Raw genomic sequence first — 22,063 nt, 5'->3', positions numbered from 1 at the left:
TTAATTTCTGAGTAATTGCTGATTTTTTACTGATTAAAGCTTAATACCGTATCGATATAGGACTGCGTCGCGTAAGCCACGTCTTCAACAGTCACGGATTCATCCGGATGATGACTGATGCCATCCTTGCAGCGAACAAACAGCATGCCTACCGGCCAACGTTCGGCAATGGCGATAGCGTCATGCCCTGCTCCACTTGGCAATGGCATTGATGCGCCTTGCAGGGCCTCCACACTTTGCGCCAGTCGCTGTTGCAGGCTCGCATCACAAACCGTAGCCTGAATACCGTAAAACTGTTCAGCGTTGAAAGTCAGGCCACGACGAGCGGCGATTTCTTTGGCTTTGTCCAGCAGCGTGGTCAGCAGTTCACCGAGCGCAACGTCTTCCGGCCCGCGCACATCGAGGGTCAGCTTGACTTCACCGGGGATCACATTCACCGCGCCGGGGAAACTCTGGATATGTCCGACGGTTGCCACCAGATTTTTACCCCGCGCTGTCGTCAGGGTTTCAATGGCTACCATCCATTCAGCGGCGGCGGCCAGTGCATCCTGACGATGCCCCATCGGCACGGTTCCAGCGTGACCTGCATGCCCGATAAAGCCGCAGTTAAGGCGGCGCGCGCCGTTGATTGCCGTTACCACGCCCAGCGGTAATTCGGCCGCCTGCAGGCAAGGACCCTGTTCGATATGCAGCTCAAGATAGGCACAGAAATCGTTGATATCGCGCTGTGAGGTTAAAATATCGGCTGGATTCAGCCCCAGACCGAGCATCGCCTCGGCGACAGAAATACCCTGCGCATCAGTGCGTTGCAGCCAGTCCTGTGGCCAGGTGCCGGTCAGACCGCGGCTTCCCAGCAGAGTGATGCCAAAACGCGTGCCTTCTTCGTCGGCAAAACCAACAATTTCCACCGCCATCGGCAGGCGAATGCCTTTCGTATGTAAATGCGTGACCACTTCAATCGCGGTCAGCACACCCAGCGGGCCATCATAGCGACCCGCGTTGCGAACACTGTCGAGATGTGAGCCTAGCAGCAGCGCCGGAGCCTGCGAGTCAAGACCTTCATAGCGCCCGCAAATATTCCCCACGCTGTCCTGCCAGGTCGTCATGCCCACCGCGGCCATCCATTCGCCAACCAGCCGGTTAGCCTGAATATGCTGAGCGGAGAGATAAACGCGGGTCAGTTCGCCCGGAGTTTCGCTCAGTTCGGCCAGCGTGTCGCACCGTGCCATCACTCTGAGCGCCGCCTGCTCTGCTTCTGTACTCAATGGGATGGCTGCAATCATTACTGGCCTCCTGCCACGCTGGTATGAGTTGCCAGGGAATAGTGATCCCACGCCGCCTGAGAACCTGCGCCGTATTTAGAAGCGAAGCCCAGACGATTCAACACGGCTTCCAGCGCGACCAGAGTTTGCATCACACAGTCTTTGCGCGCGTTGTAACCCATGGTGCCGATACGCCAGATTTTGCCGCTCAGCGGGCCAAACGAGGTGCCGATCTCAATGCCGAAATCATTGAGCATAGTTGAACGAACCTGCTCGCCGTGCACGCCCTGCGGGATAACAACGCCGAGCACGTTATTCATACGGTGATTAAGGTCGCCAAACACCTCAAGCCCCATGCCCTGAATACCGGCCAGCAGCGCGTCGCCGTGCAGCTTGTGGCGCGCGATAGTGTTTTGCAGACCTTCTTCGAGGATCACGCGAGCGCATTCACGGGCGGCAAACAGCATGCTGGTCGCCTCGGTATGGTGGTTTAGGCGCTCCGGGCCCCAATAGTCCATGATCATGCCGAGATCGAAATAGTTGGAGTAGATCATCTCTTCGTCACCGTCAGAATGATCGGCGGTGCGGATCCCTTCCTCGATGCATTTACGGCGGCGAATTTGTTCTTCGAATTTCGGGCTGATCGTCACCGGCGAGCTGCCAGACGGGCCGCCGAGACATTTCTGCAAACCGGCTGAAACTGCATCAATACCCCAGGCATCGGTTTCCAGCGCGTTTCCGGCAATCGACGCCGTAGCATCGCAGTAAAACAGCACGCCATGACGACGGCAAATTTCGCCCAGCTGTTCCAGCGGTTGCAGCATGGTGGTGGAGGTGTCGCCCTGCACAGTCAGCAGCCAGCGCGGTTTAACCGATTTAATTGCATCTTCAATCTGTTGCGGGTCAAACACTTCGCCCCACGGCACCTCAATAGTGTGAACTTCAGCGCGGCAACGGCGAGCAATCTCGCACAGCAGATGGCCAAAGCGGCCAAATACCGGTACCAGCACTTTATCGCCCGGACGAATGCCTGACAGAAGCACGGCTTCGATTCCAGCGCGCGAGGTGCCGTCAATCAGGAAGCTCCACTGATTTTCGGTTTTGAACACCGCGCGATACAGCGCCATGACTTCATTCATGTAGTTGGTCATCGCCGGATCGTACTGGCCAAGCAGCTGGCTCGACATTGCTCGCAGCACGCGAGGGTCGGCGTTGATCGGGCCCGGCCCCATCAGCAGGCGGTTAGGCGGATTGATTTGACCTAATTTTGAGATATCCACAGTAATTATCCTTTTTAATCAAAGCATTATTAAATATCCAACATCATTCGAGATTCAGGCAGGCGGCATCTCAGTGCTTGCCCATTAACTGACTCTGCATCCTGAAAGATAAAGGATATTAGGAGGTGGCTTCGTTCAGGCCACGCACCGACGCAATAAACTGTTTAAATTCGGGAGTTTGCGGATTGGCAAACAGCGCCCGACTTTCGCCCTGCTCCCAGACGGTACCCTGATGCATAAACACCACGCGGTCCCCGACTTCGCGGGCAAAATTCATTTCGTGTGTTACCAGCACCAGCGTCATACCTTCTGCCGCCAGCTGCTCCAACACTTTCAAGACTTCCCCCACTAGCTCGGGATCGAGCGCGGAGGTAATTTCATCACACAGTAAAACTTTGGGATTCATCGCCAGCGCGCGGGCAATGGCGACGCGCTGCTGCTGGCCGCCGGACAGATTAGCCGGATAATAATCCACGCGATCGGCAAGCCCGACCTTGGTCAGCATCTGAATCGCCAGCTCGCGGCATTCGGCGGCGCTTTTACCCAGCACCCGGCGCGGAGCCAGCATGACGTTTTCCAGCGCAGTCATGTGCGGGAACAGGTTGAAGTTCTGGAATACCATACCCACCGAACGGCTGATTTCACGCGCCTGTGAATCGCGACTGGAGATAGTCATGCCGCCGAGTTTAATGCTGCCGTCCTGATAGGCTTCGAGGCCGTTCATGCAGCGCAGCAGCGTACTTTTACCCGAGCCACTGCGGCCAATGATGCAAATCACCTCACCGCCTTCGATATCCAGATCCACGCCTTTCAGTACATGGTTCTGACCGTAATATTTTTGAACCTGATTTATAGTGATCAGCGGCATTACTTTTTATCTCCAAGCAATGTTCTTTCCAGATAGTGGCTGTAAAGAGAGAGTGGATAACACATCAGGAAATAGCCGCAGGCGACTAATCCAAAGACTTTAAACGGCTCGTAGGTCACGTTGTTAAGCATGGTTCCGGCCTTGGTCAGCTCGACAAAACCGATAATCGACGCCAGCGCGGTACCCTTGATGACCTGTACCAAAAATCCCACCGTCGGCGCGATGGCGATGCGCAGCGCCTGTGGAGCAATCACTCGCCACAGAGTTTGGCCGAAACTCAGACCAAGGCAGCGGCACGCTTCCCACTGTCCTTTTGGCAAAGCATCAATACTGCCGGACCAGATATCGACCAGATACGCGCTGGAATAAAAGGTCAAGGCAAAGGCGGCGGCAGTCCACGGGCTGACGTTGATGCCAAACAGGCCCAGTCCGAAGAACGCCAGAAACAGCTGCATCAGCAGCGGTGTGCCCTGAAAAACTTCAACATAGACACGCACGACATTGACCAGCCAGCGGCGGCGCGTCAGGCGCATCAAAATGAGTGGAATAGTCACCACCGTGCCGCCAATAAACGCCACCAGCGACAGCATAATAGTCCAGCGCGACGCGAGCAGCAGATTGCGCAGAATGTCCCAGTCGGTAAAGGTCATCATCAACTGTAACTCCCAAAGAAGCGGCGTCCGACGAGCAATAACAGCTGACGCATGGCAATCGACAGAGCCAGATAAAACAGCGTACAGACGAAATAAGTCTCGAAACTCAGGAAAGTGCGCGACTGGATCAGGCTGGCAACAAAGGTCAGCTCCTGATACGACACCTGCGACACCACCGACGATCCGAGCATCACGATAATGCACTGGCTCACCAGCGCCGGATAAATACGTTTCAACGACGGCGGCAAAATTACCCGAAAGAAAGTCTGGCTGCGGGTCAGGCCCAGCACGCGCCCGGCCTCCCACTGCCCTTTTGGCGTTGCCTGAATACCGGCGCGGATAATCTCGGTGCTGTATGCGCCGAGGTTAATCAGCATTGCCAGCAACGCAGCCTCACCGGCGGTCATTTTCAGACCCAGAGTCGGTAAACCAAACACGATAAAGAATAGCTGCACCACGAAAGGCGTGTTGCGGATAGCTTCCACATATACGCCCCACGCGCGGCGCAGTGCGACCTTGTTACCGCAGCGAATCGCCGCGCCAAGGATACCGATGGCAATACCACCGATAGTCGCCATGAATGTCAGCTCGATGGTGGTCCATAAACCGGCCAAAAGCTGTGGCAGATAGGGCCATAATGCTGTGAAATTAAGCTGATACGTCATGAAGATCCTCCGTTGCGCGCGACAGTTTTTTCATGGCAGATCAGGCACCCAGATTGGCTGGCAGTGGGGCTTTCATCCATTTTTCAGACAAAGTGTTTAAGGTTTTGTCCTGCAATGCCTGGTCGATCAACGCGTTAACTTTCGCCTTCAATGCCGGTTCGTCTTTACGCATGCCGATAAAGCACGGAGAGTCTTTCAGCAACACTTTGGATTCAGGCGCTTTCTGCGGGTTCTGACGGGCAATCGCCGCGACGACCAGATTACCGGTGGCAATAAACTCCACCTGACCTGACAGATAAGCAGACAGCGTGGTGTTGTTGTCTTCGTAACGTTCAATTTTGGCGTCTTTAGGTGCGATATCGCTTAATACCAAATCTTCTACGGCCCCACGAGTTACGCCGATAGATTTACCAGACAACTGCTTAACATCGCTGAGTGCGTCGCCTTTGGCACCAAATACGCCAAGGAAGAACGGCGCATAGGCCTTGCTGAAATCGATAACTTTTTCGCGCTCTGGATTTTTGCCCAGGCTAGAGATAACCAGGTCTACTTTGTCGGTCTGCAAATATGGCACGCGGTTGGCGCTGGAGACTGGCACCAATTGCAACTTAAGTTTCATTTTGTCGGCCAGATAATGGGCCATGTCGATATCGTAGCCTTGCGGCTGCATATCGGTGCCAATCGAGCCGAACGGCGGGAAGTCCTGCGGGATCGCCACGCGCAGCACGCCACGTTGTTGAATATCTTGTAACTGATCGGCCAACACCAGCGGTGCCTGAACCATCAACATCGCTGCACCTACCCACGCCAACAACCGTTTGTTCATCTTCATTTACGACTCCCCGGGATTTAATAGTTTATGAAACGATAGATTCTTATTCCAGGCATTCTGCAACTAATGTGCCAAAAAATTAAAATAGCGCCGATGGCGCAGCAATACTGCGCTAGCTCAAGATTTACAAGGGGAAATAAGCAACGGACGTGAAACGAACTTTGCCCCGGAGTGGAGCAAAATGAGCAAACTCGAAAAAACATGGCGCACTTTTATTGTGCAAAAGCACCAATTCAGGGCTTTATTTTGATCTGTCTAGCGCTGTTCCAGCTCGTCCAGATCGTTATAAAGGTCAGTTATCTGATGAATTCTCTGACGACCAGAGGCCAGCATTTCATGCAGCAAGGCGTTACTTAGTAAATTGGCGAGACTCATGGCGGCGGAGTAAGAGTCAAAGGCTGAAACACTGTCCAGCGAGGCGGCAAGATGCCAGCGCGCCAACGGGATCAGTGATTGCGCCTGCGGTTCACAAATCAGCAGCACGGGAACATTCATTTGCTGCAGCTGGGTGAGAATCGCGCGGGCGGTGCGCGGGCGGCGACGGAAGGCGACAAAAACCACCACGTCTTGCGGCGTTAGATCCACCAACTCCTCGGACACCGTCTGGCCCGGCTGCGGCATCATGATCACCTGATTTCGCACCTGCAACAGCTGCTGGCGCAGGTGTAGCGCGACCGGATAGCTGTTACGCAATCCCAGCAAACGCACCTGTCGGGCCAGGCTTAGCGCGGTGATCACCGCAGTAAACTGGCTGCCGTCAATCTGGTTAATCCACTGCGTCAGGTTGGCCATTTCCTGCTTGTAATGGCGTGACAGCAGCGTGTTGCCCTGCACCGCATCACGGCTGTCAGTCAACGGCATCCCGCTCTGGCGCAAAGTGCGCACTTCATCGCGCATGTCGCGATAGCTCGGGTAGCCGAGGCGTTTGAACAAGCGGCTGACGGTGGCTTTGGACACGCCGCTAAGCCGCGCCAGCTCGGCGCTGTTGTAGCTCATCAGGTCATCAATGTGATCGAAGATAAAATCGGCAACCCGCTGTTCCTGCGGCGTAAGCTCGGCGTAATATCCGCGCAGACGTTCATCGATCTGTTTCATTTGCTGTTTCCTGTAACCATCGTTTCAGCCGAAGATAACACGCCCAGTATTGGCTTGGGCAAATTAATTTTATCGGCTTTATCTCCTGCCGAGGTTCACATTTTTTAAATTTTTATCCATAAGGGGAGGATCTGGAACACCTCTTGCTTGTATGAATAGAGAAACGAATACAATCCGATTTTGAAAAGGAAGATGGCATGATTAACAGCAACAGCGCCCCGCTGGGTATGGCGGTTACCCCTCACCACCTCGCCAGCCAGAGTGCATTGGCGGTTCTGCGTGAGGGTGGCAATGCCATTGAGGCCATGGTAGCCGCCGCTGCGACCATTGCGGTGGTTTATCCGCACATGAATGGTCTTGGCGGAGATGGTTTCTGGTTAATCGTGCCGCCGCAGGGCAATCCGGTGGCTATCGACGCCAGCGGTGCCGCAGGCTCGCTGGCGTCGCTGGATTTTTATGCCGGCGAAAGCCACATTCCGCATCGCGGGCCGAAAGCTGCGTTGACAGTAGCAGGCACCGTTGGCGGCTGGCAGGAAGCGCTAAAGGTTTCAGCGGAATTCGGCGGCGAGCAAAAGCCGTTATCCCGATTACTGCGAGACGCCATTCGCTACGCGGCCGACGGTTTTCCAGTCACCGCCTCGCAGGAAGCGGCGACCCGTAGCAAGCGCCACGAACTGGAATTCATGCCATCGTTTGCCGAAGTCTTTGTGCCGCATGGGCAAGTGCCATTGTGCGGGAGTCGTTTCACCCAACCGCGACTGGCCGCTACGCTGCTGCAATTATGCGACGAAGGGCTAGACAGTTTTTACCGCGGCTCGCTGGCTGACAGCATGGCCGCAGATATGCAAAAGCTCGGCATGCCGCTTACCCGTGATGACCTGGCCTACTATCATCCGCAGCGCCGCACGCCGCTGAAACTCAAACACAGTAAAGGCGAAATCTACAACCTCACACCGCCGACGCAGGGTCTGGTCTCACTGGCCATTCTCGGCCTGACTGACCGCCTGAATCTTGAGGCGATGGACGAAGGCGCCACCATCCACAGCATTGTTGAAGCCACCAAGCTGGCATTTGGCCTGCGCGACCGCTTTATTACCGATCCGCGCATCATGTCTCAAGATGCACAGGCACTGCTCGACCCCGCCTACCTCGATGCGCTGGCGACGCGTATTAATCCTCATCGTGCCGCCGATTGGGGCAAAGGCAAGGGGCCGGGCGATACGGTATGGATGGGTGTGATGGACAGCAGCGGTTTGGCGGTGTCATTTATCCAGAGTATTTATCACGAATTCGGCAGCGGCGTTATTTTGCCGGACAGCGGCATCATGTGGCAGAACCGCGGTGCATCGTTCAGCCTTGATGCCGATCATTTGTTGGCTCTGGCTCCGGGCAAGCAACCATTCCATACTTTGAATCCAGCCGCTGCGCGCCTTTACGACGGCCGCACCATGGTGTACGGCTCGATGGGTGGAGACGGCCAGCCACAGACACAGGCAGCCGTGTTTATCCGCCATATTATTCAGGGTAAATCGTTACAGGAAGCCATTAGCGGCCCGCGCTGGTTACTTGGCCGAACCTGGGGGCAAAGTTCAGATTCATTGAAACTTGAAAGCCGCTTCAGTCACGCAACGCTGGCTGGTTTACGTCAACGCGGTCACGACGTCGAGATGCTTCCTGAATTCAGCGAGGCCGTCGGCCATGCCGGGGCAATTATTCGCCATACCAACGGCATGTTCGAAGGCGCCTCCGATCCGCGCAGCAACGGCAGCGCAGCGGGTTTTTAATTTACAGAAGGGAGTGTTTACTCCCCAACCTTAGCCCTGCTCCAACGCAAAAGAGGCGGGGATCGATGAGAGGAAAATTTATGAAAGCGACACCTGCTGCAGCACCGGCTGACTGGGCGGCCTATATCAGCCAGATGGAAGCCGTGCTGGCTCTGGAACTGGACGACACTCGCCGTCAGGAGCTACTCAATCAGTTCACCCGCATCGCGCAAATGGCGCAGCCTTTGATGGACTTGCCGCTGGACCCGCGCTTGGAAATTGCCGGGGTTTATCACGCATGAAACCTTTACATCAGGCCAGCATTAACGACATTCAGCAGGCAATCAAAAACGGCGAAGTTTCAGCCACCGAGATTGCCCGGCAAACCTTGGACAACATCGAGAAAGCCGATCCAGCGATAAACGCTTACACTCATGTCACTCATGCACGCATGCTCAGTGAAGCAGGCAAGATTGATAAACTACGCGCCAGCGGTGCGACCTTACCGCCTTTGGCCGCAGTGCCTTACGCAGTGAAAAACCTGCTGGACGTTACCGGTCAGGTCACTCTGGCCGGGGCGAGCCTCAACAGCAGCAATCCGGTTGCCAAAGAAGATGCCTGGACGGTTTCTCGTCTGGCCGAACAAGGCGCGCTGCTGTCCGGTATGTTGAACATGGATGCCTACGCCTACGGTTTTACCACTGAAAACAGCCATTATGGCGCGACCCATAACCCGCGCGACCTCACACGCATTGCGGGTGGTTCTTCGGGAGGATCCGCCGCTGCGGTGGCCGCCGGACTGGTGCACTTTACACTCGGCAGCGATACCAACGGTTCGATTCGTGTCCCCTCTTCGCTCTCCGGCATTCTGGGCCTGAAACCCACTTTCGGGCGCATCTCCCGACGCGGTAGCCAGCCGTTTGTCGCCAGCCTGGATCATATCGGCCCGATGGCGCGCAGCAGCAGCGATCTTTCGCTAGTTTACGATGCCTTGCAGGGGTCTGATGCTGGTGACGCATTTCAGGCGCATAAGCCGAGCGTAGAAACTTTTTCACAGCTTTCTCGCGGTCAGCAAGGTTTGCGTACTGCCGTATTGGGCGGCTATTTCGATACCTGGTGTAACGATGATGCCAAAGCTGCGGTGAAACGTGTGGCACAGGCGCTGGAAGCTCAGGAAGTAGTAGAAATGCCTCAGGCCGAACTCGCCCGTTCAGCGGCATTTATTATCACCGCTTCCGAGGGCGGTAATCAGTATTTGCCGTTGTTACGCACTATTCCCGAACAGTTTGAGCCGCTGTCGCGCGAGCGTTTGCTGGCCGGGGCGATGATCCCTTCAGCCTGGTACGTGCAGGCGCAGCGTTTCCGCCACCAGTTCCAGCAGCAAGTTCTGCCGATGTTTGAACACTGGGATATTTTGATCGCCCCTTCCACTCCGTGCCCGGCGACAATCATTGGTCAAGAAAGCATTGAAATCAACGGCGTTTCGCTGCCAACGCGCGCCAGCATGGGCATGCTCGCTCAACCCATTTCATTCCTCGGCCTGCCGGTAGTTTCGGTGCCATTAACAACTGCCAATGGGCTGCCGATTGGTTTACAGTTGATAGCCCCGCCGTGGCGCGAAGATTTATGCCTGCGCGCGGCCTGGGCATTGGAACAACAGGGGATCGTCAGTGCCAGCGCTTCGCTGGTTGGCTGATAAAGTGTTTTTAAATGAGCATCGAGAAAAAAATGAAAAGTGAAAATATCGATCGTCCGGCGATCCTGGCAGAAGTGAATGCGGCTTTTTATCGTTACGAGCAGGCGCTTATCACTAACGATACTGTGGTATTAGATGAACTTTTTTGGCATGACCCACGCACTGTTCGCTTTGGGGCCGGTGAGAACTTGTATGGCATCGATCAGATCCGTGAGTTTCGCGCCTCACGTCCGGCGCAGGGTCTGGATCGCAGCCTGCAAAACACGGTGATCACGACTTATGGCGACGATATGGCGATCGCCAGCACCGAGTTTCGTCGCGAAGGCAGCGATAAAACTGGCCGCCAGATGCAGACTTGGATCAAAATGCCCAGCGGCTGGCGGATAGTGGCCGCACACGTGAGCCTGATGATCTAAATTCCTATTTTTATATAAAAGTCAGGGATTTAAACCCCCTTCCCTCCGCCTGCGGGGGAAGGCTGGAATGTGGGAGCAAACGACTCAGAGCTTCTCCAGCAACAGGTCTATCGCCATTAACATTCCTGACGAGCCAAAAGCCTGTTGCGGGCTTTCTTCGATGGCCAGCAACGTACTGGCCCGCGCGGCTGCCGGTGAATTCTCAGGTACGATGGCGATAACCTGTGCGCCGGAACTGACCGCAAGCCGCGCAATCTCGGCTAATCCCTGGTTTTCAGTGCCCACCGAAAGTATCAATACCGCCTGCTGCGCCGTCAGAACAGTCGCGCTCAGCCGCATCAATTCTGCATCATGAAAAGCATAAGCCGGATGACCCGCGCGCAGTAATCGACTCTGCAACTCACTGGCAAACAGCGTACAACGGCTTTCGGCCGAGAAAATATACACTCCCTTAATTGCCGCTGAAATTGTTGCTGCCGCCTGTAAAAATGCCTGTTCGTCAAAAGCTGCCAGTTGACGATTTGCCTGCTGTTGACGTTGATTAATATTTTGCTGCCATGATTCAGAACCTGAAGCGGCAGATTTTACCGGCTGAGCCGCCATATATTGCGAACCCACCGCGCTGGCCTGCGCGAGTTTCATTCGCAGATCGCGAATATCGTCGCAGCCCATAGATTTTGCGAAACGGGTAATGGTCGCCGGACTCACTCCAGCCTGCGAGGCAAGCTGCTCAATGGTGGCCGAAGAGGCAAAAGCAACATCGTCGAGGATCGCCTGTGCGACCTTGCTTTCCTGTTGGCTGAGCTGATTTTGCTGCGCGCGTATCTGATAAATAATATCGCCAATGTCTTCGTAGCCGATTGATTTAGCAAACCGACGCATCATCTCGGCACTGACACCGGGCAATTTACCTAGCGAAGTCGCGGAAGCAAAAGCGATATCTGTCCCGCCAGGCACGGGTTTCGAGACCAGCGTATTTGACGCTGGCGGCGAATGCTGTGCCCGCATGTGAGTCATAAAATCATTAATATCCTGACAACCCAACGATTTAGCGAAAATCGCTACCGTCGCGGTGCTCACTCCTGCGCGCGCCGCCAATTGCTCCAACGTGGCAGCAGAGGCGAAAGCCGGGTTTTCGAGAATAACCTTGCCGACCTTTTTTTCCTGCCGGCTGAAGGTTCCCTGCAAGAATTGAATTTGATAAACAATATCCACTGCTAAGTTGCCCTTGTTCATTCATCGGCTGGTGACGACGTGCTGCATCTACCCTGATAATCCGCATAATTTTTGCACAGCGTCTTCTCTAAGCTCAGACTAGCAAAATGAAAATAATTTTCAAAGGGATTATCTAACTATTATTTCGATTTGCTTTTAGATACATCATAAAAACACAACCAATTGATAAATATATAATTTAATAGAACCATTAAACTTGCCTACGCAAAAATAAATCGCAGATCACAATCATGAAAAAAAATTTCACTCACATATTTAACCTATCCAACTGTTTTATATGATTTTTATTCAAAGTCATAATTAAAACCTATGAATTAGCCTATTTACTTCACCTCTCGCCTGGCGTTTTATATTTCCACGGCCACTGAATCCTACAAATGAGAAAATGAATTATGCAAAAGATTTTCCTATGCTGCGCCGCCGGTATGTCTACCAGTATGCTGGTGCAAAAAATGAAAAGTGAGGCCAATAAGCGTCAATTGTCTATCGACATTGAAGCGGTTCCGGTTGCCGAATTCGAGAGAATTATTTCTTTGGCGGATATCGTTTTACTTGGCCCACAGGTTAAATATGAACACGCTCGCTTATCTGATATTGCCGCCACTCACGGCAAACGGGTTGAAGTCATTAATATGATGGATTACGGCACCATGCGCGGCGATAAAGTATTAGATCAAGCTTTGAGCCATATTTCCTGACCTCTGATTAATTAGATAATAAAACTTACCTATTTTCAGCCAAAAGATAATGACGCCACTGTTCAAGGAGCTGTTGTGACGCTGGAAAATTCAATATTAGAAAGCGCAGATTTAGAAAATAAGCTGATGGAATTATTAGTGCAGGCAGGTAGCGCGCGCAGCGCATTATTGAGTGCCCTGCGCGAGGCTAGAGGAGGTAAAATTAGTAATGCACTGATTCTGGTAGACGAGGCCAAATTATTTATATCTGCTGCGCACAAAATACAAACTGAATTAATTGGTCTGGATGAAGGAACAGGGAAAATCCCCGTGAGTCTGATTCTGGTTCATGCGCAGGATCACTTGATGAACGCCATGCTTATTCAGGAACTCGCCAGCGATATGATTGAACTGTATCGCCGTAACCCACAAGGAAATTGAGATGACCAAGATAACCGTTATCGGCGGTGGCAGCAGCTATACGCCCGAACTTGTCGATGGACTTATTCAGCATCACGGTGAAATCGGCTTAAGCGAACTCGCACTGGTTGACGTAGAAGCCGGACGAGAAAAGGTGCAAATTATTGCCGACCTGACACGGCGAATGTTTACTCGCAACGGGCTTGAGCAAGTCAAAGTTACAGTGCATTTTTCACTGGAGGAGGCGATAAGCGGTGCCAGCTTTGTTTTGACTCAACTGCGCGTCGGACAGCTCGCCGCCCGCGCAGCGGATGAACGGCTAGGTCTTAAATTCAACATGTTGGGTCAGGAAACCACCGGCGTCGGCGGCTTTGCCAAGGCGCTGCGCACTATACCGGTGATGCTGGATATCGCCGACGCGGTGGAAAAGTTTGCGCCAAATGCCTGGATTATAAACTTTACCAACCCTGCGGGCATTGTTACCGAAGCCGTTAGCCGCCATAGCAAGGCTAAAATCATCGGGCTTTGTAACGTGCCAGTGAACATGCATCACATGGTCGCCAATATGCTCAAGGCGGCTTATGAAGATGTCGAGCTACGTTTTGCCGGACTCAACCATATGGTGTGGGTGCATCAGGTGACTTTGCGCGGAGAAGATGTCACCGAGTCGGTGATTGAGCGACTGTGCAACGGTGAAACGCTAACTATGAACAACATTAAAGATACTCCCTGGCCACCGGCTTTCCTGCGCGCGCTGGGCGCAATCCCTTGCCCATATCATCGCTATTTTTATCAGACCGAGGCGATGCTGGCCGAGGAGTTTACAGTGGCAGCCGAGCGCGGCACTCGCGCCGAGCAGGTGATGAAGGTGGAAGCCGAGCTGTTTAAACTATATGCCGATCCCAATTTGGCTGAAAAACCCGAACAGCTTAATTTTCGCGGTGGGGCTTTTTATTCCGAAGTAGCCGTCGAACTGATCCGCGCCATTCACGGTAATTCCGGTAAAGTGTTAGTGGTCAATACGCAAAATAAGGGGGCAATTGCAGGACTTCCTTTTGATGCGGTTGTTGAAACTAACTGTGTTATTGATGCACAGGGCGCTCACCCTTTGTCATTTGGTCCTCTGCCGTTGGCTATGAATGGACTAACTCAGCAGATAAAGGATTTTGAACGCCTGACTATTGAAGCCGCCGTAAAAGGCTGCAGGAAAAGTGCAATATTGGCACTGGTTACTAATCCATTAATTGGCAATGCCAATATTGCAGAAGAAATGCTTGAAGAAGTACTCACACTTAATCGTCGTTACTTACCGCAGTTTAATTAATACTTTTACCAAAATATTTCGATTCGCAGAAAGGCGGTAACTCCATGGCTACTCAACGGCTGACTCTACTCATTAGCTGAGTTGAAGACAAGAAACCTACCAATCTGCGGATTGAAATATAAAGATAAAAGAAAGGGGGGACTATGGCTAATATAAATACACTAATAGAGCGTTACGTATTACCGGCTGCATTAAAAATAGCCGGGCAGAAACATATATTATCCGTTCGCGATGGTATTATTCTTAACATGCCGTTTATGCTGATTGGATCGTTCTTTCTTATTTTTGCCTATCTCCCCTTCCCTAGCTATGCCAATTTCATGGGGGATTTATTCGGGGCAGCATGGCGCGATAAGCTGCTTTATCCTGTTAAAGCCACCTACGATATTATGGCAATTATCTCCAGCTTCGGTATTGCCTATCGGCTGGCAGAAAAGTATCGCGGGCTGGACCCATTAAGTACGGGCGCTGTATCCCTGGTGGCCTTTCTGCTGACCATTCCACAGCATACTTTATTTGCTCCAGTGGTTGGCGCAGAAGCGATGATGGTGAAAGGCGTTCTGCCCATGAATTTTATCGGCAGTCAGGGCCTGTTTGTGGCAATTCTCATTGCGCTGCTTTCCACCGAGATCTACCGTTTTGTACACAATCGTGACCTGGTGATCACTATGCCCGAGGGTGTTCCGCCTGCGGTGGCAAAATCGTTTCTCAGTCTGGTGCCGGGCTTTTGCGTATTAGCGGTAGTGCTGGCGCTGAGGCTGATTGTCGAGGCCACGCCGTTCGGCGATATTAATACCATGATCGCCACGATTATCGGCATTCCGATGCATCACATTGGCGGCACTCTGCCGGGCATGATTTTCTCGGTAGTTCTCATCGGGCTGCTATGGACGCTGGGGTTGCACGGCGATGCCATCGTGCTGGTATTTATCCAGCCGATTTGGCTGTCGAATATGTCCGAGAACCTGACTGCGTTTCAAAATAACCAGCCGATTCCGCACATTATTACCCAGCAATTTTATGATTTATGGATAGCGCCGGGAGGAACCGGGGCACTGTTGGGATTAGTGATCTTTATGCTGATCCGCAGTCGCAGTGCGCAGATGAAACAGCTGGGGCGCATCGCTGCACCGGGCTGCCTGTTTAATATCAGTGAACCGATGGTGTTTGGTATTCCGCTGGTAATGAACCCGTATTTCTTCCTGCCGTTTATCCTTACGCCGGTGGTGCTGGTAATCGTCACCTACACCGCGATGGCGACCGGCCTGGTCACGCCGCCAGTGGGCATTGCTTTACCGTTTACTACACCGATTTTCATCAGCGGCTATCTGGCAACCGGCGGGCATATTTCCGGCACGGTTATTCAGGTGGTGAATTTGGCTATCTCGATGGTAATTTACTACCCGTTCTTCCGCGTATGGGACAAACAGAAATATCGCGAAGAGCAGCAGCACATTTCCACTCAGGCGGCTCAGGCCGAAGTGAATGGCAAAGTCACGGTAGGGTAAACTGATTGCAGGCCGAGAGCTTATAAAGACTCGGCCTGCAAAGCATCAGGCTTGCTCTCGCCTCAGCTTCTGATGCTGTTCGAGCTCATAATCAATAAATGCGCCGATCATTGTGCGGTAAACTTTCTCAATAATTTCTTCGGGCAATCCTTCATCGGCGGCTTTGATACACACTTTATCGAGCACCTGCTGAACGCGATCGGGCGCGCGCACGTCAGTGTGGTCGGTTTTAAACGCCGCAGAGGCCTTGACACATTTTCCGCGCTGGGCGATCAGTCTGACCAGTTCATTATCAAGTTGGTCGATCTGATTTCTGACATCCTGAATTGACGAAAACTCCACTTAACGATCTCCATAACTAGTACATGAGTTCGTTAGATTACAGGCAATTCGGGTTAAATCTAGTATTAAATCGAAAGGCAAAAGCGAGGCCGACGGCTCTGCCTATTCAGTCCTTCATTGAAAAGGCTATAAAAATAAGCAGAGCGTGTTTAGCTTTGGAGGATCGGGATGATTTACTTCGCCGGATGATGCTTAACCCAGTGATCGGCGATTTCCTGACGTTTACAGACCCACACGCGGTCATGTGATTCAACGTAATCCAGGAAACGCTGCAAGGCGCGAAAACGCCCCGGTCGGCCCAAAATGCGGCAATGCATGCCGATTGACATCATTTTTGGCGAGGTTTCCCCTTCGGCGTAAAGCACGTCAAAACTGTCTTTCAGATAAGTATAAAACTGCTCACCGGTATTGAAACCCTGCGGCGAGGCGAAGCGCATGTCGTTGGTTTCAAGAGTATAAGGGATAACAAGGTGCTGGCGGATTTCGCCGGAATCCAGCTTTACCGGCGTCCAGAACGGCAGATCATCGCCATAATAATCGCTGTCATACTGAAAACTACCGTGCTCGGCCACCAGCTTGCGAGTGTTTGGACTATCGCGACCGGTGTACCAGCCCAGCGGTTTTTTGCCAAACAGATCGCCCAGAATTGCCACGGCTTTCTGCATATGCTCGACTTCTTGCTGCTCGCTCATATCTTGATAGTGAATCCAGCGCCAGCCGTGGCTCACTACGTCGTAATCCGCCTGCTTAATCGCTTCTACCACTTCAGGATTACGCGCCAGCGCCATCGCCACGCCAAACACCGTTAACGGCAGACCTCGTTTTTGAAACTCTTGATGGATACGCCAGAAACCAGCACGAGAACCGTATTCATACAAAGAATCCATCGACATATGGCGGTCCGGGAAACTCGCGGCACCAATAATATCGGAAAGAAACTGCTCGGAACCGGCATCGCCGTGCAGAACATTATTTTCGCCACCCTCTTCATAATTAAGCACAAACTGCACGGCAATGCGCGCATCGTTCGGCCATTGAGCGTGAGGAGGACGGCCAGCATAGCCAATCAAATCGCGCGGGTAATCCTGGATGAAACTGTAATCAATATCAGACATAAGATTCTCTGCTTGTTGCCAGTTATTAGGGTCTTAAATGGCTTTATAGGGCCTGCCAATCAGTTATTCAGATCTTTAAAGCGCCCGGAAAGGGGTTTGGAAATCGGATAATCGAGGTCACCAAATTTACTGGTGGTCAGACGCAGAGCATGCAGGGATTCAATCAGGCGCACCGCGGCACTCACGCCGTCGATCACCGGAATACCCAGTTCCAGGGTCAGCTCTTGCGCCAAATCGGCCATGCCACCGCAGCCAAGAACAATTGCTCCGCTGCCGTCATGTTGTTTAGCTTTAATACATTGTTCACGGACTTTCTGCTGTGCGATTCCGCTGCCATCATCCAAAGATAATACTGGAAGATCAATCGCATGAAGGGCTGCACAGTGACGCTCAAAACCGTATTGATGCAAAAGATGACGGGCAATCACCAGAGTGCGTGGCAAAGTTGTAACCACAGAAAAACGCGTCGCCACGAGTGTCGCCATGTGCATCGCAGCTTCGGCAATGCCCACCACCGGTGCTCGGGCAATTTCACGCGCGGCGAGCAATCCAGGATCGCCAAAACAGGCAATGATGTGCCCGTCAACGCCCGCTTCGCGTCCTGCCTTTACCTGCTGTAAAACGCCAATCGCTGCAATTGCCTCATCAAAATGCCCCTCAATCGAGGGCGCGCCCTCTTCTGGGCATACAGCGAGGATTTCAGTTCCCGGCGCAGCAACCTGACGCGCGGTTGCAGCCATCACTTCGGTCATACCCATACTGGTATTGGGATTGATTAATTGTATACACAGCGAACGGGGGGAGGATTCGGCCATTACTGCGCTTCCTTATCGTGGGTCTGCGGCATCGCAATGCTGGAAAACATCTGCGTAAAGTCGGGTGTCGGGCCTTCGTTGTTTTCAAAACGCAGGCTGGCAACGATATTGTCAAAATGGCGGGCCATTTTATCCGCGAGCGCCGGAGCATCACGTTTTTTAAGCAGATCTAAAAGATCGTCGTGATCGTGGCAACGACATCCCTGCTGCCACGGAGCGCCCCAGGCGGCGATCGCCAGCGAGGATCGCAACGTCAGCTGGGAAACAGTCTCGGTTAACACTTTATTGCCCGAAATCGCCTGTAACTGCACATGAAAAGCGGCCGAAAGGCGGATCGCCGCTGTACCGTCGCGATCTTCGTGGGCTTTCTTCTCTTCACTCACGATCTTCTTCATGGCCGCCAGATGTGTTGACTGGCAGTGCGCCACAACTTCGCTCATGTTGGCGCACTCTAAAATCTTGCGTGTAGTAAAGACGCTGCGTGATTCTTCTGCATCAGGAACCGTGACGTGCGCACCACGTTTGGGCAAAAGTGTCACCAGCTGCACTGCGGCAAGGCGTTGTAGCACGCGACGGATCCCGGTACGACTCACGGAAAACGCTTCAGCCAACGCTTCTTCAGGCAGTTTGTTGCCTGGTAAAAGTTTATGTTCAACGATCGATTTTACCAATGCGTTGTAAATGTGGTCGTCCTTATCCTCAGTAAAGTAAGCCGTATTCAGGCCATTCCAGCTGGTCATCGTCACTACTCCGTATACCGAACATATAACTTATCGTATACATGAAATTCTTTTTTTGTATACAAAAAATGAGATTTGGCCTAATTCCTGCAATGAACATTTGAATGGTTAATTTTTTGGATTGCCGGACACCGGCCTCTCTTCTTTCAAATGTTGTTATGACAGGAGCACGATTTATGCCAAACAAGGGAAACACCTCTGCGGCAGCCCCGGAATTAAGTGCTGGTATCATCAAACCGCACTATAGCCCAAGGCTATGCAACGACGATCTGGCGCCAACTCGCGATCAGAATTGGAGCTGGTACAACATATTTTCATTTTGGATGTCAGACGTACACAGCATGGGCGGATACGTGGTTGCCGCAAGCTTCTTTACTCTCGGGCTGGCAAGCTGGCAGGTGCTGATTTGTCTGCTGTGCGGGATTTGCATCGTGCAGCTGTGCGCCAACCTGGTGGCCAGACCAAGCCAGCAAGCGGGCGTTCCCTACGCGGTTATTTGTCGTCAGGCGTTTGGCGTGTTCGGGGCCAATATTCCGGCGGTGATTCGTGGGCTGATCGCTTTTGCCTGGTACGGTATCCAAACTTATCTGGCAGCAAGCGCGCTGATGCTGGTACTACTGAAATTCTTCCCGGCGCTTAATCCGCTGACTGTACCGCATTGGCTAGGCCTTTCTGCATTGGGCTGGATTTGTTTTGGCGTGATGTGGGTGCTGCAGGCGATGGTTTTCTGGCATGGCATGAGCGCCATCAAGCGCTTTATCGACGTCGCCGGTCCAGCAGTTTATGTGGTGATGCTGATGCTGGCAGGTTGGATTGTGTACAAAACCGGTCTGAGCAATATCTCCTTTACCCTGGCCAGTAAATCACTGAGCGTTGGACAGCAAACCTGGGAGATGATCACCGCGACTGCGCTGGTGGTTTCTTACTTCTCAGGTCCGCTGCTCAACTTTGGTGACTTCTCGCGTTACGGTAAAAACATGAGCGAAATTCGCCGTGGTAACCGCTGGGGCCTGCCGTTTAACTTCCTGCTGTTTTCAATCGTCACTGTAGTGATTGTTTCGGGAACTCAATCGCTGTTTGGCACCATGATCACCGACCCGATTGAAACTGTCAGCCGCGTGGGTAACAGCGTTGCTGTCGCACTCGGCCTGCTGACTATGATTATTGCCACTATCGGCATTAATATTGTTGCCAACTTCGTGTCACCCGCGTTCGATTTCTCCAACTGTTCACCGCAGAAAATCAGTTTCCGCACCGGCGGGATGATTGCCGCTGTCGGCTCTGTATTGCTGACTCCGTGGAACCTGTTCCAATCACCAGAGCTGATCCACTACACGCTGGACGTGCTGGGCGCCTTTATCGGTCCACTGTTTGGGATTTTGCTGGCAGATTACTACTTAATCAAACGCGGTCATCTTGACGTTGATGCGCTGTTCAACGCCACGCCTGCTGGTCGTTACTGGTATCGCAATGGCTTCAACCCGAAAGCAATCGGTTCACTTATCCCGGCGGTATTGATTGGGCTGGTCATTAGCTTTACACCGAGCCTGCATCAGGTGGCGAACTTTAGCTGGTTTATCGGGGCATTCTTGTCGGGCGGTTTCTATCGCTTTATTGCCCGTCACGATCGCGCGGCCAGTACTTCAATGGGTTATGTAAAAGCCGAACTGGGCAAAGAATAGTTTAGGCTGGTCTAGAAACAGCGAAGCCCTGATTCATTGCTGAATCAGGGCTTCTGAATGTGGCGGAACGGACGGGGCTCGAACCCGCGACCCCCTGCGTGACAGGCAGGTATTCTAACCAACTGAACTACCGCTCCACTTTCTTACTGCTACTGCCGCTCCATGTCACTGGAACGAGGCGAATATTACGGTTGGTCAGTGATTCCGTCAATGCTTTTTCTGCCAAAAAAATTCATTCGCCTAGTATTTCGTCATCACGGTGATTTAACCGCCAAAAAGCCATTAGTTTTATTCAGTTGCCGGTGGCGCAGGACGCCATAAACAGCTGCCGCCTTTCTTCTGCACCAAATCGAGACGCGATTCATGCGCGACCAATTCTTCGTCGCTGGCCAGCAGCACCCGTAAACCCGATGCCGGACGCATAATGGGTTGAATATCAAGACCATCGGCACCGGTATTCTGCTCGCCCTCGTGGGAGAACTTCATTAGCGTCTGCCCACCGGTCATCATCAGATAGACTTCGGCGAGGATTTCGGAGTCAAGCAATGCGCCGTGCAGGGTTCGCTTGCTGTTGTCGATTAGATAACGGTCACTGAGCGCATCGAGGCTGTTGCGCTTGCCGGGAAACAGCTTGCGCGCCATAAACAGGCTGTCGGTTATCTTGCAGAAGGTTTCGGTTTTGGGAATGTTGCGTCCCAGCATGCCGAATTCGTAGTCCATAAAGCCAATATCAAAGTTGGCATTGTGGATGACCAGCTCGCCACCGCGAATATATTCAAGGAACTCATCGGCAATTTCGGCGAAGGTCGGTTTGTCGGCAAGAAATTCGTCGCTGATACCGTGAATGCCAAACGCCTCTGGGTCGACCAGGCGATCCGGCTTGAGGTACATATGGAAATTGCGACCGGTCAAACGCCGGTTGATTACCTCAACGGCACCGATTTCGATGATCCGGTGCCCTTCATAGTGGACACCCAGCTTATTCATACCGGTGGTTTCGGTATCGAGAACAATCTGTCTTGTAGGGGTAGTTAGCATATTGCAGTGCTCATAGCGCTCGTTTATGTCAGACTTGGCTTTTACATTCTGATGGAAGAGTCTACCAGAGATGCGCAAACAGGTAGAAATTTTCACCGACGGATCTTGCCTCGGCAATCCGGGACCCGGTGGTTACGGCGCAATATTGCGCTACAAAGAACACGAAAAACCCTTTAGTGCCGGTTATCGTCTGACCACGAATAATCGCATGGAGCTGATGGCGGCGATTGTCTCGCTGGAGGCATTAACCACGCCGTGCGACGTGACGCTGAGCACCGACAGTCAGTATGTTCGACAGGGCATTACTTTGTGGATCCATAACTGGAAGAAACGCGGTTGGAAAACGGCAGATAAAAAACCGGTTAAAAATGTCGATTTGTGGAAACGTCTGGATGCCGCCATTCAAACCCACACTCTGAACTGGATGTGGGTCAAAGGCCATGCCGGGCATCCGGAGAATGAGCGCTGTGACGAGCTGGCGCGCGTTGCTGCCGGTAATCCTACGCTGGAAGATGTCGGCTATCAGCCTGAAAAATAACGCCTTGACCTCTGCACACGCGCCTGATGTTGTGTGTGCAGCTTCACAACAAAGCCTAAACCTTCATTATTCTATAACACCTTAATTTATAAAAATTT

23 protein-coding genes and 1 tRNA gene are annotated in these 22,063 nt (G+C 52.6%); 10 read left to right on the top strand and 14 right to left on the bottom strand.

The window, feature by feature from the left end; translation table 11 throughout:
• Positions 1-26: 26 nt before the first annotated feature.
• The 7 genes from hpxK to SPM24T3_RS17795 form a co-directional block, all read right to left on the bottom strand.
• Positions 27-1,283, bottom strand: a complete 1,257-nt coding sequence (gene hpxK, locus SPM24T3_RS17825) for an allantoate amidohydrolase (protein WP_009638192.1) — start codon at positions 1,281-1,283, stop codon at positions 27-29.
• Positions 1,283-2,494, bottom strand: a complete 1,212-nt coding sequence (locus tag SPM24T3_RS17820; protein ID WP_050956179.1) for an alanine--glyoxylate aminotransferase family protein — start codon at positions 2,492-2,494, stop codon at positions 1,283-1,285. Before SPM24T3_RS17820 ends, hpxK begins: the two co-directional genes overlap by 1 nt.
• Positions 2,495-2,660: 166 nt before the next feature.
• Positions 2,661-3,410: an amino acid ABC transporter ATP-binding protein gene (locus SPM24T3_RS17815; RefSeq protein ID WP_009638190.1), complete on the bottom strand. Its 750-nt coding sequence runs from the start codon at positions 3,408-3,410 to the stop codon at positions 2,661-2,663.
• Entirely contained in the window at positions 3,410-4,060 is a 651-nt protein-coding gene (locus SPM24T3_RS17810) for an amino acid ABC transporter permease (protein ID WP_086013235.1), read from the bottom strand. Before SPM24T3_RS17810 ends, SPM24T3_RS17815 begins: the two co-directional genes overlap by 1 nt.
• 2 nt (positions 4,061-4,062) lie before the next feature.
• On the bottom strand, positions 4,063-4,728 hold the full coding sequence (locus SPM24T3_RS17805) for an amino acid ABC transporter permease (protein ID WP_009638188.1): 666 nt from the start codon (positions 4,726-4,728) through the stop codon (positions 4,063-4,065).
• A gap of 40 nt (positions 4,729-4,768) precedes the next feature.
• Entirely contained in the window at positions 4,769-5,560 is a 792-nt protein-coding gene (locus SPM24T3_RS17800) for a transporter substrate-binding domain-containing protein (RefSeq protein WP_009638187.1), read from the bottom strand.
• A 255-nt stretch (positions 5,561-5,815) separates the two neighbouring features.
• Entirely contained in the window at positions 5,816-6,655 is an 840-nt protein-coding gene (locus SPM24T3_RS17795; RefSeq protein WP_009638186.1) for a MurR/RpiR family transcriptional regulator, read from the bottom strand.
• 197 nt (positions 6,656-6,852) lie between these two features.
• Between SPM24T3_RS17795 and SPM24T3_RS17790 the strand changes: the two genes are divergently transcribed.
• The 4 genes from SPM24T3_RS17790 (at position 6,853) to hpxZ (ending at position 10,530) form a co-directional block, all read left to right on the top strand.
• A complete protein-coding gene (locus SPM24T3_RS17790; protein ID WP_009638185.1) occupies positions 6,853-8,439 on the top strand; it encodes a gamma-glutamyltransferase family protein in 1,587 nt (528 codons plus the stop codon).
• 80 nt (positions 8,440-8,519) lie between these two features.
• A complete protein-coding gene (gene hpxX, locus SPM24T3_RS17785; protein WP_009638184.1) occupies positions 8,520-8,720 on the top strand; it encodes an oxalurate catabolism protein HpxX in 201 nt (66 codons plus the stop codon).
• On the top strand, positions 8,717-10,114 hold the full coding sequence (locus SPM24T3_RS17780; protein WP_009638183.1) for an AtzE family amidohydrolase: 1,398 nt from the start codon (positions 8,717-8,719) through the stop codon (positions 10,112-10,114). The genes hpxX and SPM24T3_RS17780 overlap by 4 nt, the downstream gene beginning before the upstream one ends.
• Before the next feature lie 32 nt (positions 10,115-10,146).
• A complete protein-coding gene (hpxZ, locus tag SPM24T3_RS17775; RefSeq protein ID WP_009638182.1) occupies positions 10,147-10,530 on the top strand; it encodes an oxalurate catabolism protein HpxZ in 384 nt (127 codons plus the stop codon).
• A gap of 84 nt (positions 10,531-10,614) precedes the next feature.
• Here the strand turns inward: hpxZ and SPM24T3_RS17770 are convergent, their stop codons facing one another.
• Positions 10,615-11,766, bottom strand: a complete 1,152-nt coding sequence (locus tag SPM24T3_RS17770; protein WP_009638181.1) for a MurR/RpiR family transcriptional regulator — start codon at positions 11,764-11,766, stop codon at positions 10,615-10,617.
• A gap of 392 nt (positions 11,767-12,158) precedes the next feature.
• On the opposite strand from SPM24T3_RS17770, the gene SPM24T3_RS17765 reads away from it, so the two are divergent.
• The 4 genes from SPM24T3_RS17765 to celB all read left to right on the top strand — a co-directional run bounded on the left by SPM24T3_RS17765 (position 12,159) and on the right by celB (position 15,695).
• Positions 12,159-12,464, top strand: coding sequence for a PTS sugar transporter subunit IIB (locus SPM24T3_RS17765; protein ID WP_009638180.1), 306 nt, complete (start codon positions 12,159-12,161; stop codon positions 12,462-12,464).
• A gap of 126 nt (positions 12,465-12,590) precedes the next feature.
• Positions 12,591-12,884: a PTS lactose/cellobiose transporter subunit IIA gene (locus SPM24T3_RS17760; protein ID WP_037379063.1), complete on the top strand. Its 294-nt coding sequence runs from the start codon at positions 12,591-12,593 to the stop codon at positions 12,882-12,884.
• Positions 12,880-14,187: a 6-phospho-beta-glucosidase gene (locus SPM24T3_RS17755; protein ID WP_192807958.1), complete on the top strand. Its 1,308-nt coding sequence runs from the start codon at positions 12,880-12,882 to the stop codon at positions 14,185-14,187. The genes SPM24T3_RS17760 and SPM24T3_RS17755 overlap by 5 nt, the downstream gene beginning before the upstream one ends.
• A gap of 143 nt (positions 14,188-14,330) precedes the next feature.
• Positions 14,331-15,695, top strand: a complete 1,365-nt coding sequence (celB, locus tag SPM24T3_RS17750; RefSeq protein ID WP_009638177.1) for a PTS cellobiose transporter subunit IIC — start codon at positions 14,331-14,333, stop codon at positions 15,693-15,695.
• 45 nt (positions 15,696-15,740) lie between these two features.
• Here celB and SPM24T3_RS17745 read toward each other — a convergent pair whose 3' ends face one another.
• The 4 genes from SPM24T3_RS17745 to SPM24T3_RS17730 form a co-directional block, all read right to left on the bottom strand.
• Positions 15,741-16,037 carry a chorismate mutase gene (locus SPM24T3_RS17745; RefSeq protein ID WP_009638176.1) on the bottom strand — a complete coding sequence of 99 codons (297 nt, stop codon included), beginning with the start codon at positions 16,035-16,037 and terminating at the stop codon, positions 15,741-15,743.
• 173 nt (positions 16,038-16,210) lie between these two features.
• Positions 16,211-17,152, bottom strand: a complete 942-nt coding sequence (gene puuE, locus SPM24T3_RS17740) for an allantoinase PuuE (protein WP_009638175.1) — start codon at positions 17,150-17,152, stop codon at positions 16,211-16,213.
• A 59-nt stretch (positions 17,153-17,211) separates the two neighbouring features.
• The gene (locus SPM24T3_RS17735) at positions 17,212-17,967 is read right to left on the bottom strand and encodes an aspartate/glutamate racemase family protein (protein WP_009638174.1); all 756 of its coding nucleotides are present in this window, start codon (positions 17,965-17,967) and stop codon (positions 17,212-17,214) included.
• Positions 17,967-18,707 carry a GntR family transcriptional regulator gene (locus SPM24T3_RS17730; RefSeq protein WP_009638173.1) on the bottom strand — a complete coding sequence of 247 codons (741 nt, stop codon included), beginning with the start codon at positions 18,705-18,707 and terminating at the stop codon, positions 17,967-17,969. The genes SPM24T3_RS17735 and SPM24T3_RS17730 overlap by 1 nt, the downstream gene beginning before the upstream one ends.
• A 176-nt stretch (positions 18,708-18,883) precedes the next feature.
• Here SPM24T3_RS17730 and SPM24T3_RS17725 point away from each other — a divergent pair, with 176 nt between their 5' ends.
• Complete coding sequence (locus tag SPM24T3_RS17725; protein ID WP_009638172.1) at positions 18,884-20,389, top strand: NCS1 family nucleobase:cation symporter-1; 1,506 nt, start codon at positions 18,884-18,886, stop codon at positions 20,387-20,389.
• A 60-nt stretch (positions 20,390-20,449) separates the two neighbouring features.
• Here the strand turns inward: SPM24T3_RS17725 and SPM24T3_RS17720 are convergent.
• Together SPM24T3_RS17720 and dnaQ are read right to left on the bottom strand one after the other, a co-directional pair.
• A tRNA-Asp gene (locus tag SPM24T3_RS17720) sits at positions 20,450-20,526 on the bottom strand.
• 151 nt (positions 20,527-20,677) lie between these two features.
• Complete coding sequence (gene dnaQ / locus SPM24T3_RS17715; RefSeq protein ID WP_009638171.1) at positions 20,678-21,427, bottom strand: DNA polymerase III subunit epsilon; 750 nt, start codon at positions 21,425-21,427, stop codon at positions 20,678-20,680.
• Positions 21,428-21,497: 70 nt separating this feature from the next.
• Here dnaQ and rnhA point away from each other — a divergent pair, with 70 nt between their 5' ends.
• Positions 21,498-21,965, top strand: a complete 468-nt coding sequence (gene rnhA, locus SPM24T3_RS17710; protein ID WP_009638170.1) for a ribonuclease HI — start codon at positions 21,498-21,500, stop codon at positions 21,963-21,965.
• The last annotated feature ends 98 nt before the right edge of the window (positions 21,966-22,063 follow it).

This window comes from Serratia sp. M24T3, assembly GCF_000257645.1.
GTDB lineage: Bacteria > Pseudomonadota > Gammaproteobacteria > Enterobacterales > Enterobacteriaceae > Rouxiella.
This window is presented reverse-complemented; position numbering and strand designations above follow the sequence as displayed.

Excerpts from the sequence above, each read along its gene's own strand:
- SPM24T3_RS17805 (WP_009638188.1), bottom strand. The coding sequence starts at position 4,728 with ATGACGTATCAGCTTAATTTCACAGCATTATGGCCCTATCTGCCACAG.
- SPM24T3_RS17725 (WP_009638172.1), top strand. The coding sequence starts at position 18,884 with ATGCCAAACAAGGGAAACACCTCTGCGGCAGCCCCGGAATTAAGTGCT.
- SPM24T3_RS17735 (WP_009638174.1), bottom strand. The coding sequence starts at position 17,967 with ATGGCCGAATCCTCCCCCCGTTCGCTGTGTATACAATTAATCAATCCC.
- hpxZ (WP_009638182.1), top strand. The coding sequence starts at position 10,147 with ATGAAAAGTGAAAATATCGATCGTCCGGCGATCCTGGCAGAAGTGAAT.
- SPM24T3_RS17770 (WP_009638181.1), bottom strand. The coding sequence starts at position 11,766 with ATGAACAAGGGCAACTTAGCAGTGGATATTGTTTATCAAATTCAATTC.
- SPM24T3_RS17800 (WP_009638187.1), bottom strand. The coding sequence starts at position 5,560 with ATGAAGATGAACAAACGGTTGTTGGCGTGGGTAGGTGCAGCGATGTTG.
- SPM24T3_RS17820 (WP_050956179.1), bottom strand. The coding sequence starts at position 2,494 with ATGGGGCCGGGCCCGATCAACGCCGACCCTCGCGTGCTGCGAGCAATG.
- hpxK (WP_009638192.1), bottom strand. The coding sequence starts at position 1,283 with ATGATTGCAGCCATCCCATTGAGTACAGAAGCAGAGCAGGCGGCGCTC.
- SPM24T3_RS17810 (WP_086013235.1), bottom strand. The coding sequence starts at position 4,060 with ATGACCTTTACCGACTGGGACATTCTGCGCAATCTGCTGCTCGCGTCG.
- rnhA (WP_009638170.1), top strand. The coding sequence starts at position 21,498 with ATGCGCAAACAGGTAGAAATTTTCACCGACGGATCTTGCCTCGGCAAT.
- SPM24T3_RS17765 (WP_009638180.1), top strand. The coding sequence starts at position 12,159 with ATGCAAAAGATTTTCCTATGCTGCGCCGCCGGTATGTCTACCAGTATG.
- SPM24T3_RS17815 (WP_009638190.1), bottom strand. The coding sequence starts at position 3,410 with ATGCCGCTGATCACTATAAATCAGGTTCAAAAATATTACGGTCAGAAC.
- puuE (WP_009638175.1), bottom strand. The coding sequence starts at position 17,152 with ATGTCTGATATTGATTACAGTTTCATCCAGGATTACCCGCGCGATTTG.
- SPM24T3_RS17730 (WP_009638173.1), bottom strand. The coding sequence starts at position 18,707 with ATGACCAGCTGGAATGGCCTGAATACGGCTTACTTTACTGAGGATAAG.
- SPM24T3_RS17760 (WP_037379063.1), top strand. The coding sequence starts at position 12,591 with ATGGAATTATTAGTGCAGGCAGGTAGCGCGCGCAGCGCATTATTGAGT.
- dnaQ (WP_009638171.1), bottom strand. The coding sequence starts at position 21,427 with ATGCTAACTACCCCTACAAGACAGATTGTTCTCGATACCGAAACCACC.
- hpxX (WP_009638184.1), top strand. The coding sequence starts at position 8,520 with ATGAAAGCGACACCTGCTGCAGCACCGGCTGACTGGGCGGCCTATATC.
- SPM24T3_RS17795 (WP_009638186.1), bottom strand. The coding sequence starts at position 6,655 with ATGAAACAGATCGATGAACGTCTGCGCGGATATTACGCCGAGCTTACG.
- SPM24T3_RS17780 (WP_009638183.1), top strand. The coding sequence starts at position 8,717 with ATGAAACCTTTACATCAGGCCAGCATTAACGACATTCAGCAGGCAATC.
- SPM24T3_RS17790 (WP_009638185.1), top strand. The coding sequence starts at position 6,853 with ATGATTAACAGCAACAGCGCCCCGCTGGGTATGGCGGTTACCCCTCAC.
- celB (WP_009638177.1), top strand. The coding sequence starts at position 14,331 with ATGGCTAATATAAATACACTAATAGAGCGTTACGTATTACCGGCTGCA.